Source organism: Ensifer sp. 1H6 (genome assembly GCF_001976035.1).
Lineage (GTDB): Bacteria > Pseudomonadota > Alphaproteobacteria > Rhizobiales > Rhizobiaceae > Ensifer > Ensifer canadensis.
On record NZ_MOAI01000046.1, the window covers coordinates 12,191 to 27,142 of the forward strand.

Genomic DNA, 14,952 nt, shown 5'->3' on the forward strand with positions numbered 1-14,952 from the left:
CGCCGGCCGTGAGCACGATGGTCGAACGGCAAAGCGGGCAACTCTGTGCCTGGCGACAGGGCGGTCTGCGCGCTTTGCGGCCCCACAAACAAAAATGCCGCCCGGAGGCGGCATCTTCAGATCAGGCTTCGTAAATTCCGTGGCAATGCTTGTACTTCTTGCCGGAACCGCACGGGCAGGCTTCGTTGCGCGAGACCTTGCCCCAGGTCGACGGATCGGCCGGGTTGCGGTTTGCCGGTGCGACCGCCAGCAGCGAGTCGGAGCCGCGACCGAAATCGTCTTCGCCGGTCAGAGGGTCGATATGGTGACCTTCCATCAGCGGCGGCGCCGGCTGCGGCGCCTCGGCCGCTTCGCGGACCAATTCGACGCGCATGAGCTGGGCCGTCACGGCCTGGCGCAGGTTGCCGAGCAGGGCCTGGAACAGTTCGAAGGCCTCGGACTTGTATTCCTGCAGCGGGTCGCGCTGGGCATAGCCGCGGAAACCGATGACCGAACGCAGATGGTCGAGATTGACGATGTGTTCGCGCCAGAGGTGGTCGAGTGTCTGCAGGATGACCGAGCGCTCGACATATTGCATGATCTCGGGACCGAAACGCTCGGCACGGTCGGCAACCGCCTTGTCGGTGGCCGCCGTCACACGCTCGAGGATGTCCGCCTCGTCGATGCCTTCTTCGGCTGCCCATTCGGCGATCGGCAGGTCGAGGTTGAGGTACTGCTGCACGTCGGCCTTGAGGCCTTCGACGTCCCACTGCTCGGCATAGGCCCGCTCGGGGATGCGCTTGGAAACGATGTCCTCAATGACTTCGGTGCGCATGTCGGTGACGGTTTCGGTGACGCTCTCGGCATCCATCAGCTCGATGCGCTGCTCGAAGATCACCTTGCGCTGGTCGTTGAGCACGTCGTCGTACTTCAGAAGGTTTTTGCGGATGTCGAAGTTGCGGGCTTCGACCTTCTTCTGCGCACGCTCGAGCGCCTTGTTGATCCAGGGGTGGACGATCGACTCGCCTTCCTTGAGGCCGAGCTTCTGTAGCATGCCGTCCATGCGGTCGGAGCCGAAGATGCGCATCAGGTCGTCCTGAAGCGACAGGTAGAACTTGGACCGGCCGGGGTCGCCCTGACGGCCGGAACGGCCGCGCAGCTGATTGTCGATACGGCGGCTTTCGTGGCGTTCGGTGGCGAGAACATAAAGTCCGCCGGCTGCCAGCGCCTTTTCCTTCAGCTGCTGCACCTCGGCGCGGATCGCCTGTTCGCGGTCGTTGCGCTCGGGGCCGGGCTCGACCTCTGCGAGTTCCTGCTGGATGCGCATGTCGACGTTGCCGCCGAGCTGGATGTCGGTACCGCGACCGGCCATGTTGGTGGCGATCGTCACCGCACCCGGTACACCGGCCTGGGCCACGATGAAGGCTTCCTGCTCGTGATAGCGCGCGTTCAGCACCTGGAAGTTGTCGAACCCGGACTTCTTGAGCAGATCGGCAAGCTGTTCGGACTTCTCGATCGACGTGGTGCCGACCAGCATCGGCTGGCCGCGCTCGTGCGCCGACTTGATCTCGTCGATGATCGCCTTGAGCTTCTCGCCCTGCGTACGATAGACTTCGTCGTCCTCGTCGATACGCTTGATCGGCAGGTTGGTCGGAACTTCAATGACTTCCAGGCCGTAGATGTTGCCGAATTCTTCTGCTTCGGTGGAGGCCGTACCGGTCATGCCGCCGAGCTTGGAATACATGCGGAAATAGTTCTGGAAGGTGATCGAGGCGAGCGTCTGGTTCTCGGGCTGGATCTGCACCTTTTCCTTGGCTTCGAGCGCCTGGTGCTGGCCTTCGGAATAGCGGCGGCCCGGCATCATGCGGCCGGTGAACTCGTCGATGATGACGATCTCGTCGTTGCGTACGATGTAGTCCTTGTCGCGCTGGAACAGCTTGTGGGCCTTGAGCGCGTTGTTGACGTGGTGGACGATCGCAACGTTTTCGATGTCGTAGAGCGATTCACCCTTGAGCAGGCCGGCCTGCTTCAAGAGGTTTTCAAGCTTCTCGGTGCCTTCTTCGGAGAAGTTGGCTGAGCGCTGCTTCTCGTCGATCTCGTAGTCTTCCGGCGAGAGCATCGGAATGAACTCGTTGATCGTGTTGTAGAGATCGGAGCGGTCGTCGAGCGGGCCGGAAATGATCAGCGGCGTGCGCGCTTCGTCGACGAGAATCGAGTCCACTTCGTCGACGATGGCGAAGAAGTGGCCGCGCTGGACCATCTGCGCGCGCTCATACTTCATGTTGTCGCGCAGATAGTCGAAGCCGAGCTCGTTATTGGTTGCGTAGGTGATGTCGCAGGCGTAGGCCGCGTGGCGCTGGTCGTCGGTGAGGCCGTGGACGATCACGCCGGTCGACAGGCCGAGGAAGCTGTAGACGCGGCCCATGGTGGCGGCGTCGCGCTGGGCCAGGTAGTCGTTGACGGTGACAACGTGCACGCCCTTGCTGGCAAGCGCGTTGAGATAGACGGGCAGGGTCGCGACGAGTGTCTTGCCTTCGCCGGTCTTCATTTCGGCAATGGCGCGCTCATGCAGGATCATGCCGCCGACCAGCTGCACATCGAAGGGGCGCAGGCCGAGGACGCGGCGGGCCGCCTCGCGGGCAACGGCAAAAGCCGGTACCAGCAGATCGTCGAGCGTTTTGCCGTCTGCGAACTCTTGGCGGAACTCCACGGTCTTGGCGGCGAGTGCCTCATCCGACAAAGCCTTCATATCGGCTTCAAGAGCGTTGATGGCATCCACTCTGGCCTTGTAGCCACGCACACGGCGTTCGTTGGAGGAGCCAAACAACTTGCGGGCTAGGCCGCCGAGACTGACCATATGAATGGTCCTTTCTTTTTTGTTGCCTTGGGTTCCACTGGCCGCACCGTCAAAACCGCGCAATGCCGTGAAACGCCCGGAAACTGTTCTGGACGCGAGGTTGCGTGACAGATAAGAGGGGGGTCGAATTATGTCAACGCACTTGCGTGGCTGGACGGCTACAGAACCGCCACATTCTGGTGGTGTTCAGCCGCTACGAGCCCAATGCAATCGCGTTGACGGCCAAAGGTGAAAGGTTACGAGCATGTCGAAGTTTAAGACCCTGGCCGCTGCGGCCCTGGTTGCGGCGATCGCCGTTCATGGTGTCGCGCGCGCCGAAGATGCGGACCCTGTCATCGCCACGGTCGGTGGCGAAGAAGTGCGCCAGTCCGAGCTCAACCTCGCCCTTGGTGGTCTCGACCCGCAGCTGCAGCAGATGCCGGAAGAGCAGAAGCGCGCCGCAGCACTTTCGGCTGTCATCGACGTCAAGCTTCTGTCGAAGACGGCCGAGAAGGAAGGCCTTCAGGACGACGCGGCCTTCAAGCAGCGTCTGGCCTACCTGACCGAGCGCGAACTGCACAACGCCTTCTTCAAGAAGCACGTCGTCGACGCGATCACCAAGGAAGAGGTGAAGGCACGCTACGACAAGGAAATCGCCGCGGTTCCGGTGCAGGAAGAAATCAAGGCACGTCATATCCTCGTCAAGACCGAGGAAGAGGCCAAGGAAATCATCAAGGAACTCGACGCCGGCAAGAGCTTCGTCGAGCTGGCCAAGGCCAAGTCCTCCGATCCGAACAAGGATGACGGCGGTGACCTCGGCTACTTCACCAAGGGCCGCATGGTTCCTGAATTCGACGCCGTCGTGTTCACGCTCGATAAGGGCGCCTACACCAAGACGCCGGTGAAGACGCAATTCGGCTTCCATGTCATCCTGGTCGAGGACAAGCGTCCGCAGGCCCCGCCGGCGCTGGAGCAGGTCGAGCCGCAGGTTCGTCAGCTTGTCATGCGCGACAAATACGTTGAGCTTCTTACTGCTGCCAAGAAGGACGCCGGTGTCGAGATTTCCGATCCGGCTCTGAAGAAGGCCTACGACGAGGCCAACAAGGCGCAGGAAGCCAAGTAATTTCGACCGGCGGGTTGTGCTTTAGGCAAGGCTCGCCGATCTACGTTTCTTGTCGATGCCCGACGGCCCGAAAGCCGCTCGGGCATTTGTCGCAACGCCACCTTGACCCCACGTTCTTCACGCAGGTTTCCCATGTCCGGTTCCGTCTCTCCGCTCGCTCCGAAAACCTTTGCCGAAATGCCCGCCTTGCGCGGTGTTCGCATGGCAACTGCCGCCGCCGGCATCAAGTACAAGAACCGTACCGACGTGCTGATGATGGTTTTCGACAAGCCTGCGGCTGTTGCCGGCGTGTTCACCCGCTCCAAGTGCCCGTCAGCGCCTGTCGACTTCTGCCGCCAGAGCCTTGGCGGCGGCGTTGCGCGTGCGGTTGTCGTCAATTCCGGCAATGCCAATGCCTTCACCGGCAAGAAGGGCCGCGACGCGACGGAACTGACCGCGAAATCGGCGGCGAAGGCTGCCGGTTGCGCCGAGAGTGAGGTGTTTCTGGCCTCGACCGGCGTCATCGGCGAACCGCTGGACGCGACGAAGTTCGCAGGCGTGCTCGACGATCTCGCCGCTGCCGGCCGCGAAGACTTCTGGTTCGAGGCCGCCAAGGCGATCATGACCACGGACACCTATCCGAAGGTCGCCACCCGCAGCGCAGAGATCGACGGCGTGAAGGTGACGATCAATGGCATCGCCAAGGGTGCTGGCATGATTGCGCCTGACATGGCGACGATGCTCTCCTTCGTCGTTACCGACGCCGACATCGCGCCAGCGGCGCTGCAGGCGCTGCTTTCGGCCGGAGTCGGCCCGACGTTCAATTCGGTTACCGTTGATAGCGACACGTCGACGTCCGACACCCTGATGCTGTTTGCGACCGGTGCTGCTGCCGGCGATGGCCAGCGGAAAGTGACGGATGCTTCCGATGCGAAGCTCGACGCCTTCCGGGCGGCCCTCAACGATCTGTTGCGCGATCTGGCTCTCCAGGTCGTTCGCGACGGCGAAGGTGCGCGCAAGATGGTTGCCGTTACGGTGGAGGGTGCCGAGAACGACGCGGCCGCGAAGCGCATCGCGCTTTCGATCGCCAATTCGCCGCTGGTCAAGACCGCGGTTGCGGGTGAGGACGCCAATTGGGGACGCGTTGTCATGGCCGTCGGCAAGTCCGGCGAGATGGCCGAGCGCGACCGGCTGGCCATCTGGTTCGGCGATGTGCGGGTCGCCGTCGAGGGCGAGCGCGATCCTACCTATTCGGAAGCCGCCGCCACGGCGGTCATGAAGGCGCAGGATATCCCGATCCGCGTCGATATCGGGCTTGGTGCCGGACGTGCGACGGTCTTTACCTGCGACCTCACCAAGGAATATGTCGAGATCAACGGCGACTACAGAAGCTGACGTCTTCGCGCGCAGTCTTTTCCCCGGGGCTTGCAGCTCCCCCGGGGCTTGCAGCTCCCAAAGCTGCTCGCATTGTCGGTAATTGGTTTGGCCTGTTGGGGGTAAGCAGATGACATCGATCGAGACCCAGCCGTCCGCAGGCGATGCCGCGGCTGAAGGCAAGGACAAGCGGATGGTTGATCTTCCGAGCGTACGGCGGCTTGAGGCCGTCGGCTTTCGCGCCTGGCCGGCGGCGTCGGTCCATTATGACGGCAGCTGGCTGATCCGGCTGAATGCTGGCCACGATTCCAAGCGTCTCAATTCGGTCAACCCGCTCGATCCCTCCGATTACCGCGACATCCCTGTTCGATTGGAAAAGGCTGCCAGGCGCTTTGCCGACTACGACCGGCCACTGACCGTGCGACAGACGCCGCTGACGCCGCCGCAACTGATCGCCCACATGGATGCCGAAGGCTGGACCGCCTTCTCCCATAGCACCGTGATGATGGCTGATATCGCCGAGCGCGACTTTGGTGATGGCATTGACCATCTGCCGATCAAGGACGTCGGCCGCTTCGTCGACGCACGCATCCGCATCGGCAAGGAAGACCCCAAGACCAAGGCGGCACTGGCCGAGATCATCAATTCGATCAAGCCGGAGAGCGGGCTGTTCCTGTTCGAGGACGTGGAAAGCGGGCCGACGGCGGTATCGCTCGTCGTTCAGGACAACGATCTCGCGGGCATCATGCTGTTTGCCGTTGATGAGCATTTCCGTCGACAGGGGCTGGGCAAAGCCATGCTCGACGTTTCGTTGCGCTGGGCGCGCCTGCGCGGCGCCAAGAAGGCATGGCTACAGGTCGAGGCAACCAGCGAGGCGGCGTTGGCGCTTTATCGCAGCGCCGGTTTCCGCGATGTCTACAGCTATCTCTACCGCACGCCGAAAGCTTGAATGATGGACGCTATCGGAAAGAAGATCGTTCTCGTCGCGGCTTGCGCCTTGGTGGATTCTGATGGCCGCATCCTGCTGGCGCAGCGTCCTGAGGGCAAATCGCTTGCCGGCCTCTGGGAATTTCCCGGCGGCAAGGTGGAGCCCGGCGAGACGCCGGAGGAAACGCTGATCCGCGAACTGGACGAAGAACTCGGCATCCAGACCAAGGTTGCCTGCCTGGCGCCGCTGACCTTTGCCAGCCATACCTACGACGATTTTCACCTGCTGATGCCGCTCTATGTCTGCCGTCGCTATGAAGGCGTGGCGATTGGGCGGGAGGGCCAGGCGATCAAATGGGTGCGCTCCAAGGCACTGCGCGACTACCCGATGCCTCCTGCCGATGAGCCGCTCATCCCATTTCTTATGGATTTGCTCTGAACCTACCCAAAAACCGACCGATTATTAATCGATCGTTTATCTCCCTCCCGCAAAGATAACTTCAATTCAGTTTCGGTGCGTAACGTTCAGCGAGCGGCGTATCGGTTTCGGACAATGTGGCAAACGAAGCTTGGGAAGGATGCTCCCGTTCGCCGCACCTTCTGCGTTTGTGAGGCTTGGATGGTAGACGACGATTTCTGGAGGACGGTTCAGGAGAAGGACATGGCGACGAGCCAGTCCCGCCGGACAGGCGTGCTCAATCTGTCGCTGCTGTTTGGAACAGCGGTGATTGCACTGACGTTGATCCTGACACCGATGCTGTCCTCGAAGACGGACAAGCGCATGCTGGCGAACACGCCGGTGGACTACGACAATATTTCGACCGGCTCTATCCCCTCGAACGGCACCACCAAGCGCTATACCGTGCGCCGCAGCGTGCTTCAGGAAATGCCGGGTGCGGTCTGCATCATCGATGCCGACGGCAGCAAGAGTGGCTGCTGATCCGGGCGGCGCGTCGGACTGGTTCCTTGCGTGTCTGCCGGTCGGGAAGTGAGTTCCAACCGGGCTGGGGACCTATGGACACGTTGAAGCGCCTTATTCGCGATAGAAGCGCGGCCACAGCGATCGAGTACGGTCTCATCGCAGCGATCATTTCTGTCAGCCTGCTTCTCGGAATGGAGCAGATACAGGCAGCGCTTACGGCCATCTTCGAGCTGTTGACGACGACATTCCAGAACGCAATGAGTTGACGTTGATCGGACCGGACGCTTAGCGCGTTTCCGCTTTGGACGAGGTCGCAGAGCGCGCCACCTCTTTGTTTTTACGCATTTCCTGGCGGAAAACCGCTGGCACTTTTCCTGGAAATGCTCCTAGACCGGTCTTTCCTTCGTCCCAAGAGCCTCCGACAGCCGCTGTTTGGCAGAGCCCGGCTTCAGCGGTTTCTGCTGGCTTTCGTGCGGTGCCCAGCCTGAGAGGTAGACGACGGAGAAGGTCGCGCGGATGCGGCCGTCCGGGTCGGAGAAGCGCTCGGCATAGATTTCCGCAGCCCTCAGGAAAAAGCGCCGGGACACGGGTGTCCGGCTGCGCGCTGTAAGCGGGCTGGTCATGCCCATCGCCCGCAAATCCCGGATCAGCGCGAAGAGCGAATCGTAGCGCACCGTATAGGTCTCTGCGTCCGCCACCGGCAGGGCAAAGCCCGCCCGCTGCAGCAATGCGCCCATGTCGCGAACGTCGGCGAAGGGAACGACGCGCGGGCTTGCGCCCCCGGTCAGCTCGGCCTCGGCGGCAAGCAACGCCTCGCGCAACTCGTTCAGCGTTCCATTGCCGGGAATAGCTGCCAGGAACAACCCGTCCGGCTTCAGCGATCGGCGCGCCTGGATGAAGGCGCCGGGCGTGTCGTTGGTGAGATGCAGCGACAGCGGGGAGACGAGAAGATTGAGTGTCTCGGGCTCGGCCGGGATGCGCTCGAGTGGCGCAATCGCGACCGGCATGGCGGTCGTGCCGAAGCCTGGATCCGTTTCCACCCGCTCGACCGTTCCGACCTTGCCGGTTTCCAGAAGCCGAAGGGCTGTTGCGCCAGTGTAGCCGTGCAATTCCATAGCCCTGTCGAACTGTCGCTCGACGACGCTGACACGGTCGGCCAGCTCCTGTGCGACGATATCGAGGAGGAAGGCTGCCTTGGGGTCGGCATTGCGCAGCGCCCGGCGACGGTGGGCCTCGACAAGGTTCTGGTCAAAGATGATTTCCACGGTACTCTGCTCCGGCAGCATGATTGCTTCCCCGGATCGAAACCGATTAAGGGAGTAAACATGCAGAATTTCAAAGTGCTACAGCGTCCTGCAAAGAAACCCACACGACGGCAAAGTCAACCTCATGAACTGGGAAGAGCGGCAATTTGGCCTGGCGGATTGCCTGGCCTTTCTGCGGCGGATCGGCGTTGATCTCATCGACGTCGTATACCCGCCCGTCTGCTGCGGTTGTGGACGCCTGATGGGTCGTCACCGGGCCGTCTGTGCGCCCTGCTGGTCGACGCTTCAACTGCTCGAGCGGCCCTACTGCGAAATCCTCGGCCTGCCGTTTGCCCATGATCACGGCGAGGGAACGGTGTCGCCCGAGGCGATCGCCGATCCGCCGGTGTTCGACCGCCTGCGCTCCGTTGCGATCCACGAAGGCATCGCGCGTGAACTCGTGCATGGGCTGAAATATCGGGACCGCACCGATCTTGCTCCGATGATGGCGGAATGGATGGTCCGGGCGAGCGATGGTGCCGTCGCCTCCGCGGATGCGATCATCCCGGTGCCGCTGCATGCCTTCAGGCTCTGGGGGCGCAAATACAACCAGGCGGCAGAGCTTGCCCGTTCCGTCGCCGCACTGTCCGGGCGGCCCTACCTGCCGACAACGCTTCGCCGGATCAGGCGCACGACCAAGCAGGTCGGGCTCGGCGCCAAGGCGCGTGAAGACAATGTTCGCGGCGCCTTTGCCGTCACCGAAAGCGGCAAGCAAGGTCTCGTCGGAAAACGCATCGTTCTCGTCGATGATGTCTATACCACCGGCGCCACCGTTTCGGCCGCGACCCGCGCGCTGAAGCGGGCGGGGGCCGGCCACGTCACGGTTTTAACCTTTGCAAGAGCCATGTCCGGTCTTATATGACAAATGGAAGTCCGGCATCGTTGCCGGTGAAGGAGCGGTTAGGAAACATGGCTTCGGTCGTTATTTATACGCGTCAGTTCTGCGGCTATTGCTCGGCTGCCAAAAAGCTTCTGGAAACCAAGGGCGTCTCGTTCCTCGAGCATGATGCAACCTACGATCCGCAGGTGCGCCAGAAGATGATCGAGAAATCGCATGGCGGAACCACATTTCCGCAGATCTTCATCAACGATATCCATGTCGGCGGCTGCGACGATCTGCACGCGCTCGAGCGCGCCGGAAAGCTCGACGAAATGCTCGTCGCCTAGACCGTTGCCGCTTTGGATGGAGTGGCGAAGCGCTCCATCTCATAAGCTTTGCGCATTTCCGACGGAGAGCTGCTTCGTGCCTTTCCGGGAAATGCCCTGAGGAGCCAGACTGCGATGACATTCAAGGCTGCCGCCATCCAGATGTGTTCTGGCGTCGATCCGGCACGAAACGCCGAGACGATGGCACGGCTGGTGCGCGAGGCGGCTGGTCACGGGGCGATCTATGTCCAGACGCCGGAGATGACGGGTGCGCTCCAGCGCGATCGTGCCGGCTTGCGGGCCGTACTCAAGGACGAGGCAAACGATATTATCGTTCGCGAAGCGGCAGCGCTTGCTGGCGAACTCGGCATTCATCTGCATGTGGGCTCGACCGCCATTGCCCTTGCCGACGGCAAGATCGCCAATCGCGGTTTCCTCTTCGGTCCGGATGGGGTGAAAATCTGTGACTACGACAAGATCCACATGTTCGACGTCGATCTCGACAATGGCGAAAGCTGGCGCGAGAGCGCTGCTTACACCCCGGGCAGCACGGCACGCCTTGCCGACCTCGATTTCGGCAAATTGGGCTTTGCCATCTGCTACGATGTTCGCTTCCCCGAGCTGTTCCGCCAGCAGGCGGTTGCAGGCGCAGAGGTGATGTCGGTACCGGCCGCCTTCACCCGGCAGACGGGCGAAGCGCATTGGGAAATCCTGCTGCGCGCCCGTGCCATCGAAAACGGCTTCTTCGTCATCGCCGCTGCACAGGGCGGCGTGCATGAGGACGGGCGTGAGACCTTTGGCCATTCGATGATCGTCGACCCCTGGGGCAAGGTGCTCGCCGCAGCGGGTGCTGCCGGCGAGGGGATCGTGCTGGCTGAAATAGACGTGGCCGCCGTGCATGTGGCCCGCGCCAAGATCCCGAACCTCAGGAATGCCCGCAGCTTTGGGCTGGATCATGTCCTGCCGACCGGAAAAGGAGGCGTTGCCGCTTGATTCGCTACACGCTTTCCTGCGATCAGGGCCACGCTTTCGAGGGCTGGTTCTCGTCGAGTGACGATTTCGACCGCCAGATGGAGCGCAAGCTCGTCTCCTGTCCCACCTGCAATTCCACGTCGGTTGCCAAGCAACTGATGGCACCGTCGGTCGCGACCGCCCGCAAGAAGGAAGCGACGCGGGCATTGGTCATGGACCAGGCGCAGAAGGAAACCGTCGCGAAAATCCGCGAACTCGTCAAGGCGGTGCGCGACAATGCCGAGGATGTCGGTGACCGCTTTCCCGAAGAGGCCCGCAAGATCCACTATGGCGAGACGGATGAACGCGGCCTGATCGGCAAGGCGACCGTGGAAGAGGCTGTCGCGCTTCTCGAAGAGGGCATCGCGATCGCGCCACTGCCGGTGTTGCCCGACGAGGTCAACTGACCTGCAGAGCGCAATGCCTGCTCGCGCCACCGACTTTCAGCGCTCTCAGGCGAAATCTAGCAAACACCCTTTAAAAACAGATCGTTGGTTCCCATTTCCGGATCTTTGTAATCCGGGATTTTGAGCGCTATGGATCTTTCCGACCTTCGCATTTCCACCGACCGCCTGACGATCAGGCATTTTGCGCCTGAGGATTTCGACGGGTTCCATGCCTATCACCGGCTGCCGGAGGTTTACCGCTATCTCTATGCCAATCCGCTTGACGAGGACGGCGCGCGCGCAAAATTCGCCAAGGCGAGCGACCCGCGTCTCGATGCGGATGGCGATGTCGCGGTTTTTGCGGTCGAACGGAGGCAGGATGGCGCGCTTGTCGGCGAGGTGCTGTTGAAGCTCGCCAGCAAGGCGGCGCGGCAGGCTGAAGCCGGCTACATCTTCAATCCGGCATTTTCGGGCAAGGGCTATGCCACCGAAGCGATGCGGGCAGTGCTCGACCTGGGTTTCTTCCAATTGAACTTCCACCGGATCTTTGCCCGTCTCGACCCGCTCAACGCCGGTTCCGTCGGGGTCGTCGAGCGGCTCGGCATGCGCCGTGAGGCGCATCTGATCCAGAACGACCTGTTCAACGGCCAATGGGGGGACGAGTTCATCTACGCGCTGCTTCAGCATGAGTGGCAGGCGCGGCCGAAGGTGGCTTGAGGCGCTACAGCGCCGTGCGTCAAATATGACGCACAAAGGACGCTGTAGCGTTTTAAACTTGCTGCATAATTTTGTCCTTAAAATCGGATCCGATTTAAGGAACTATGCAGTAGCGCTAAAAGCAAAGCCCCCCGGCGAACGGCGTCGGCGGAGGGCTTTGCATAGGATTTGATGCGGATGCGAAGGGCCGGCTGCGTTAGAGCGGGCGCTTGGCGACAATCATGTAATTGACGTCCATGTCCTTCGACAGGTTCCACTGGTTGGACAGCGGATTGAAGAATACGCCGGTGCGTTCGGTCAGTTCCAGGCCGCTTGCCACCAGCGGTTTTTCCAATTCCTCGGGGCGCACGAGCTTTTCATATTGATGCGTGCCGCGCGGCAGCCAGCGCAGAACGTTTTCGGCGGCGAAGATGGCCAATGCCGCCGCCTTCATCGTGCGGTTGATGGTGGCGACGAACATCAGGCCGCCGGGGCGAACCATATGGGCGCAGGTGGTCATGAAGAAATCGACATCGGCGACGTGCTCGACCACTTCCATGTTGAGAACGATGTCGAAGCTTTCGCCCGCTTCCGTGAGGGCTTCGGCCGTCACGGCCCGATAATCGACGTTAACGCCGCTGCCGGCCGCATGGGTCTTGGCAATGCCGATATTCTTTTCCGAAGCGTCCGCGCCGACGACGTCAGCGCCCATGCGGGCCATCGGCTCCGACAGCAGCCCGCCACCGCAACCGATATCGAGCAGGCGCAGGCCCTTCAGCGGCTGCGGGCTCTTCGGATCGCGGCCGAAATGCTCGGCAACCCTGTCGCGGATATAGGCAAGGCGCACCGGATTGAACTTGTGCAGCGGCCGGAACTTTCCCGTCGGATCCCACCACTCGGCGCCATGGCCGAAAAGCGGTCTACTTCGCTCTGGTCGATCGTCGTGCGCGCTGTCTCGCTCATGCTGCCGTCTCCTTCATTCTGCCTGATGAAGTCGGACGATCGGGCAGGGATGTCAAGAGGCGGACCCTGGCCGCAACAGCGCATCGGGAGCGGCCGCGGGGCGAGCGCCCCGATCAGACATCCGGCTGCGGCTGGTAATGCAGGATGACGACGCCGGACTTGAGCGGTCGCGTGTGGGTGAGCTTGAGGGTGGTGCGCGTCGGCAACGATTTGAACAGAGGCACGCCGCCGCCGAGCAGTACCGGATTGATGCCAAGCCGGTATTCGTCGACAAGGCCCTTTTCCACCAGGCCTGCGGCAAAATCGGCGCTGCCGAAAATGAAGATGGTACCACCCCCAAGCGCCTTCAGGTGTTCGACTTCGGCGACCGCGTCGCCGGTAACGAGCGTGGTGTTGTGCCAGTCGGTGCTTTTGAGGGAGCGGGAGAAGACGTATTTCTCGACGCCGTTCATGAAGGTGGCGATATCGCCTTCGGCTTCGGGCCAGTAAGACGCCATCATCTCATAGGTCACCCGGCCGAAGAGCAGCGTATCGGCCTCAAGCTGGGTCTCGCCGATATAGGCTGCGAGTTCGTCCTCGAAGACGAACCAGCTGATGTCATGGCCTGGTGCTTCGAAGAAGCCGTCGACACTGACCATGTCCCACATGATGACCTTGCGCATAGTCGTTCCTCCCATTCTCCCTTGCCGCTATTTGCGGCACGGTTCGTTGATGAGCGGATCATCGCAAAACTGATTTTATATTGCAAGTGGTTTTATTTTGATATCGGATAGTCCCGGACGACCATCAAGCCGATCATGGTATCGTCCCGCACTCGACGGCGGGCTTGCGTGAGGAGGGGACATGCACGCGGAAGGCAGAATCGGTTGGGCAGTAGAAATGATCGCACCGCAACCATCGGACTGGCTGCTTGAGATCGGCTGCGGTCACGGTGTCGCAGTTACGGGCGTTTGCGAGAAACTGGCCGATGGGCGGATCGTTGCGATCGATCGCTCTGCGAAGATGATCGCGGCGGCGAAACAACGAAACGCCAGCTATGTCGCGGCCGGCAGGGCAGACTTTGAGGCTATTGAGCTGGCGCGAGCGGATTTTGGCGACGCGCGTTTCGATGCTGCTTTCGCCATCCGTGTCTGTGTCTTTGCAAGGGGCGATCCATCGCGCGAACTGGCGGTACTTGCGCAGGTTCTCAAGCCGGACGGGCGGTTGCTGATCTTTGACGACGAGCCGTCGGGCAGTGCCGAAGACATTTCCAGCCGGATCGAAGCCCGCCTTGCCGATAGCCGATGGAGCGTGGCAAACGTCAGGACCCATCGGGTCGACCGCAGCGACGTCGTTTGCGTGATCGCACGACCGGGTCAATCCGAAAACGGTCGCCTCGGATGAAAGTACTGGACGGCATGGGCAAAGCCCGGGTGCGGTTCCGGCCCGGGCTTCTGTCTGCCCTACCGCTGGGCGTCGACGATCAAAATCATCGGCCGTTCCATCTCTTCGGCGAGATCCGGATTGGCGTCGATCTGCGCCGGCGTCGGGCGCCACTCCTCGACGTGACGGATGGCGAAACCGCCGCGCATCAAGGCGTTGAGCGTGGTGCCGATCGTGCGGTGGTACTTGACCACGCCCTTGGCCAGCCAATCCGTCGTGCGCTGGCCCTCGATGGAATAGTGATCGACCGGCCAGCGCTTCTGCCCGTTTTCCCCGACCTGCCAGCCAGGGTTCAGCGAGGCCATGTAGATCGGGTGCTCGATGGTGAACACCAGGTGCGCGCCCGGCACCAGCGCATCGTAGATTGCCTGGACCAGGCGGTCGAAATTCTCGACATAGTGAAACGCGAGCGAGCTGTAGGCGACGTCAAAGGTGCCGGTTTCGAGCGCAAGATGATCGAGATCGGCGATGCCGTATTCGATCGCCGGATCGGGCGTGTCGCGCCGGGCGCGGGCGATCATGTTTTCCGACAGGTCGAGCCCGAGCACGCGGGCCGCACCCTGCTCGCGCGCGAAACGCGAGAACCAGCCGAAGCCGCAGCCGAGATCGACCACGCGCTTGCCCTGCAAATCCGGCAAGGCGGCGCGGATTGCCGGCCATTCGGCGGCGCCGTCGAGGCCATGGACCGATCGTCCGAGCTGGCTGTAGCCTTCGAAAAATTCCGGTTTGTCGTAGATGTTCTGTGCCATTTCATTCTCCATCAAAAATGCCGATGGACGGCGCACCCGTCAAAAGAAGAACCCCGTCCGTTTCCGGCGAGGCTGCAGGTGCGCGAACGCTCTTTCGTTAGCGTGCTTTATCACCCTGCATCCCGCCTATTGGGA

General features: G+C 61.7%; 16 protein-coding genes and 1 pseudogene. 12 read left to right on the forward strand and 5 right to left on the reverse strand.

The window, feature by feature from the left end; genetic code table 11:
• Window positions 1–121: 121 nt before the first annotated feature.
• On the reverse strand, window positions 122–2,836 hold the full coding sequence (secA, locus tag BKP54_RS32125; RefSeq protein WP_025424561.1) for a preprotein translocase subunit SecA: 2,715 nt from the start codon (window positions 2,834–2,836) through the stop codon (window positions 122–124).
• Between the two features lie 244 nt (window positions 2,837–3,080).
• Here secA and BKP54_RS32130 point away from each other — a divergent pair, with 244 nt between their 5' ends.
• The 6 genes from BKP54_RS32130 to BKP54_RS32155 all read left to right on the forward strand — a co-directional run bounded on the left by BKP54_RS32130 (window position 3,081) and on the right by BKP54_RS32155 (window position 7,406).
• The gene (locus tag BKP54_RS32130) at window positions 3,081–3,938 is read left to right on the forward strand and encodes a peptidylprolyl isomerase (protein ID WP_025424560.1); all 858 of its coding nucleotides are present in this window, start codon (window positions 3,081–3,083) and stop codon (window positions 3,936–3,938) included.
• A 132-nt stretch (window positions 3,939–4,070) separates the two neighbouring features.
• Entirely contained in the window at window positions 4,071–5,312 is a 1,242-nt protein-coding gene (gene argJ, locus BKP54_RS32135; protein ID WP_025424559.1) for a bifunctional glutamate N-acetyltransferase/amino-acid acetyltransferase ArgJ, read from the forward strand.
• Window positions 5,313–5,484: 172 nt separating this feature from the next.
• A complete protein-coding gene (locus BKP54_RS32140) occupies window positions 5,485–6,240 on the forward strand; it encodes a GNAT family N-acetyltransferase (protein ID WP_107028038.1) in 756 nt (251 codons plus the stop codon).
• A gap of 3 nt (window positions 6,241–6,243) precedes the next feature.
• Window positions 6,244–6,657: an 8-oxo-dGTP diphosphatase MutT gene (gene mutT, locus BKP54_RS32145; RefSeq protein WP_025424557.1), complete on the forward strand. Its 414-nt coding sequence runs from the start codon at window positions 6,244–6,246 to the stop codon at window positions 6,655–6,657.
• A gap of 180 nt (window positions 6,658–6,837) precedes the next feature.
• A complete protein-coding gene (locus BKP54_RS32150; protein ID WP_057210232.1) occupies window positions 6,838–7,158 on the forward strand; it encodes a hypothetical protein in 321 nt (106 codons plus the stop codon).
• Between the two features lie 74 nt (window positions 7,159–7,232).
• Window positions 7,233–7,406 carry a Flp family type IVb pilin gene (locus BKP54_RS32155; RefSeq protein ID WP_063963353.1) on the forward strand — a complete coding sequence of 58 codons (174 nt, stop codon included), beginning with the start codon at window positions 7,233–7,235 and terminating at the stop codon, window positions 7,404–7,406.
• A gap of 120 nt (window positions 7,407–7,526) precedes the next feature.
• On the opposite strand, the gene BKP54_RS32160 is transcribed toward BKP54_RS32155, so the two are convergent.
• Complete coding sequence (locus tag BKP54_RS32160) at window positions 7,527–8,405, reverse strand: SAM-dependent methyltransferase (protein WP_084815508.1); 879 nt, start codon at window positions 8,403–8,405, stop codon at window positions 7,527–7,529.
• Between the two features lie 124 nt (window positions 8,406–8,529).
• Here BKP54_RS32160 and BKP54_RS32165 point away from each other — a divergent pair, with 124 nt between their 5' ends.
• The 5 genes from BKP54_RS32165 to BKP54_RS32185 all read left to right on the forward strand — a co-directional run bounded on the left by BKP54_RS32165 (window position 8,530) and on the right by BKP54_RS32185 (window position 11,704).
• On the forward strand, window positions 8,530–9,306 hold the full coding sequence (locus BKP54_RS32165; RefSeq protein WP_025424554.1) for a ComF family protein: 777 nt from the start codon (window positions 8,530–8,532) through the stop codon (window positions 9,304–9,306).
• 47 nt (window positions 9,307–9,353) lie between these two features.
• Window positions 9,354–9,611 carry a glutaredoxin 3 gene (gene grxC / locus BKP54_RS32170; RefSeq protein WP_038575627.1) on the forward strand — a complete coding sequence of 86 codons (258 nt, stop codon included), beginning with the start codon at window positions 9,354–9,356 and terminating at the stop codon, window positions 9,609–9,611.
• A gap of 114 nt (window positions 9,612–9,725) precedes the next feature.
• On the forward strand, window positions 9,726–10,583 hold the full coding sequence (locus BKP54_RS32175; protein ID WP_025424552.1) for a carbon-nitrogen hydrolase family protein: 858 nt from the start codon (window positions 9,726–9,728) through the stop codon (window positions 10,581–10,583).
• Entirely contained in the window at window positions 10,580–11,008 is a 429-nt protein-coding gene (locus tag BKP54_RS32180) for a DUF1178 family protein (RefSeq protein ID WP_057210230.1), read from the forward strand. Before BKP54_RS32175 ends, BKP54_RS32180 begins: the two co-directional genes overlap by 4 nt.
• A gap of 129 nt (window positions 11,009–11,137) precedes the next feature.
• Complete coding sequence (locus BKP54_RS32185; protein WP_025424550.1) at window positions 11,138–11,704, forward strand: GNAT family N-acetyltransferase; 567 nt, start codon at window positions 11,138–11,140, stop codon at window positions 11,702–11,704.
• A 196-nt stretch (window positions 11,705–11,900) separates the two neighbouring features.
• Here BKP54_RS32185 and ubiG read toward each other — a convergent pair.
• Both ubiG and BKP54_RS32195 read right to left on the reverse strand, forming a co-directional pair.
• A pseudogene (gene ubiG / locus BKP54_RS32190) lies at window positions 11,901–12,646 on the reverse strand (bifunctional 2-polyprenyl-6-hydroxyphenol methylase/3-demethylubiquinol 3-O-methyltransferase UbiG).
• A gap of 113 nt (window positions 12,647–12,759) precedes the next feature.
• On the reverse strand, window positions 12,760–13,308 hold the full coding sequence (locus BKP54_RS32195) for a dihydrofolate reductase family protein (RefSeq protein ID WP_025424548.1): 549 nt from the start codon (window positions 13,306–13,308) through the stop codon (window positions 12,760–12,762).
• A 217-nt stretch (window positions 13,309–13,525) separates the two neighbouring features.
• Here BKP54_RS32195 and BKP54_RS32200 point away from each other — a divergent pair, with 217 nt between their 5' ends.
• Window positions 13,526–14,029, forward strand: coding sequence for a methyltransferase (locus tag BKP54_RS32200; protein ID WP_158071745.1), 504 nt, complete (start codon window positions 13,526–13,528; stop codon window positions 14,027–14,029).
• Window positions 14,030–14,088: 59 nt separating this feature from the next.
• Here BKP54_RS32200 and BKP54_RS32205 read toward each other — a convergent pair whose 3' ends face one another.
• Window positions 14,089–14,817, reverse strand: a complete 729-nt coding sequence (locus tag BKP54_RS32205) for a class I SAM-dependent methyltransferase (RefSeq protein ID WP_025424546.1) — start codon at window positions 14,815–14,817, stop codon at window positions 14,089–14,091.
• Window positions 14,818–14,952 lie beyond the last annotated feature (135 nt).

What these genes read in the sequence shown, in the direction of transcription:
- secA (WP_025424561.1), bottom strand. Translation starts at nt 2,836, where the DNA reads ATGGTCAGTCTCGGCGGCCTAGCCCGCAAGTTGTTTGGCTCCTCCAAC.
- BKP54_RS32130 (WP_025424560.1), top strand. Translation starts at nt 3,081, where the DNA reads ATGTCGAAGTTTAAGACCCTGGCCGCTGCGGCCCTGGTTGCGGCGATC.
- argJ (WP_025424559.1), top strand. Translation starts at nt 4,071, where the DNA reads ATGTCCGGTTCCGTCTCTCCGCTCGCTCCGAAAACCTTTGCCGAAATG.
- BKP54_RS32140 (WP_107028038.1), top strand. Translation starts at nt 5,485, where the DNA reads ATGGTTGATCTTCCGAGCGTACGGCGGCTTGAGGCCGTCGGCTTTCGC.
- mutT (WP_025424557.1), top strand. Translation starts at nt 6,244, where the DNA reads ATGGACGCTATCGGAAAGAAGATCGTTCTCGTCGCGGCTTGCGCCTTG.
- BKP54_RS32150 (WP_057210232.1), top strand. Translation starts at nt 6,838, where the DNA reads ATGGTAGACGACGATTTCTGGAGGACGGTTCAGGAGAAGGACATGGCG.
- BKP54_RS32155 (WP_063963353.1), top strand. Translation starts at nt 7,233, where the DNA reads ATGGACACGTTGAAGCGCCTTATTCGCGATAGAAGCGCGGCCACAGCG.
- BKP54_RS32165 (WP_025424554.1), top strand. Translation starts at nt 8,530, where the DNA reads ATGAACTGGGAAGAGCGGCAATTTGGCCTGGCGGATTGCCTGGCCTTT.
- grxC (WP_038575627.1), top strand. Translation starts at nt 9,354, where the DNA reads ATGGCTTCGGTCGTTATTTATACGCGTCAGTTCTGCGGCTATTGCTCG.
- BKP54_RS32175 (WP_025424552.1), top strand. Translation starts at nt 9,726, where the DNA reads ATGACATTCAAGGCTGCCGCCATCCAGATGTGTTCTGGCGTCGATCCG.
- BKP54_RS32185 (WP_025424550.1), top strand. Translation starts at nt 11,138, where the DNA reads ATGGATCTTTCCGACCTTCGCATTTCCACCGACCGCCTGACGATCAGG.
- BKP54_RS32195 (WP_025424548.1), bottom strand. Translation starts at nt 13,308, where the DNA reads ATGCGCAAGGTCATCATGTGGGACATGGTCAGTGTCGACGGCTTCTTC.
- BKP54_RS32200 (WP_158071745.1), top strand. Translation starts at nt 13,526, where the DNA reads ATGATCGCACCGCAACCATCGGACTGGCTGCTTGAGATCGGCTGCGGT.
- BKP54_RS32205 (WP_025424546.1), bottom strand. Translation starts at nt 14,817, where the DNA reads ATGGCACAGAACATCTACGACAAACCGGAATTTTTCGAAGGCTACAGC.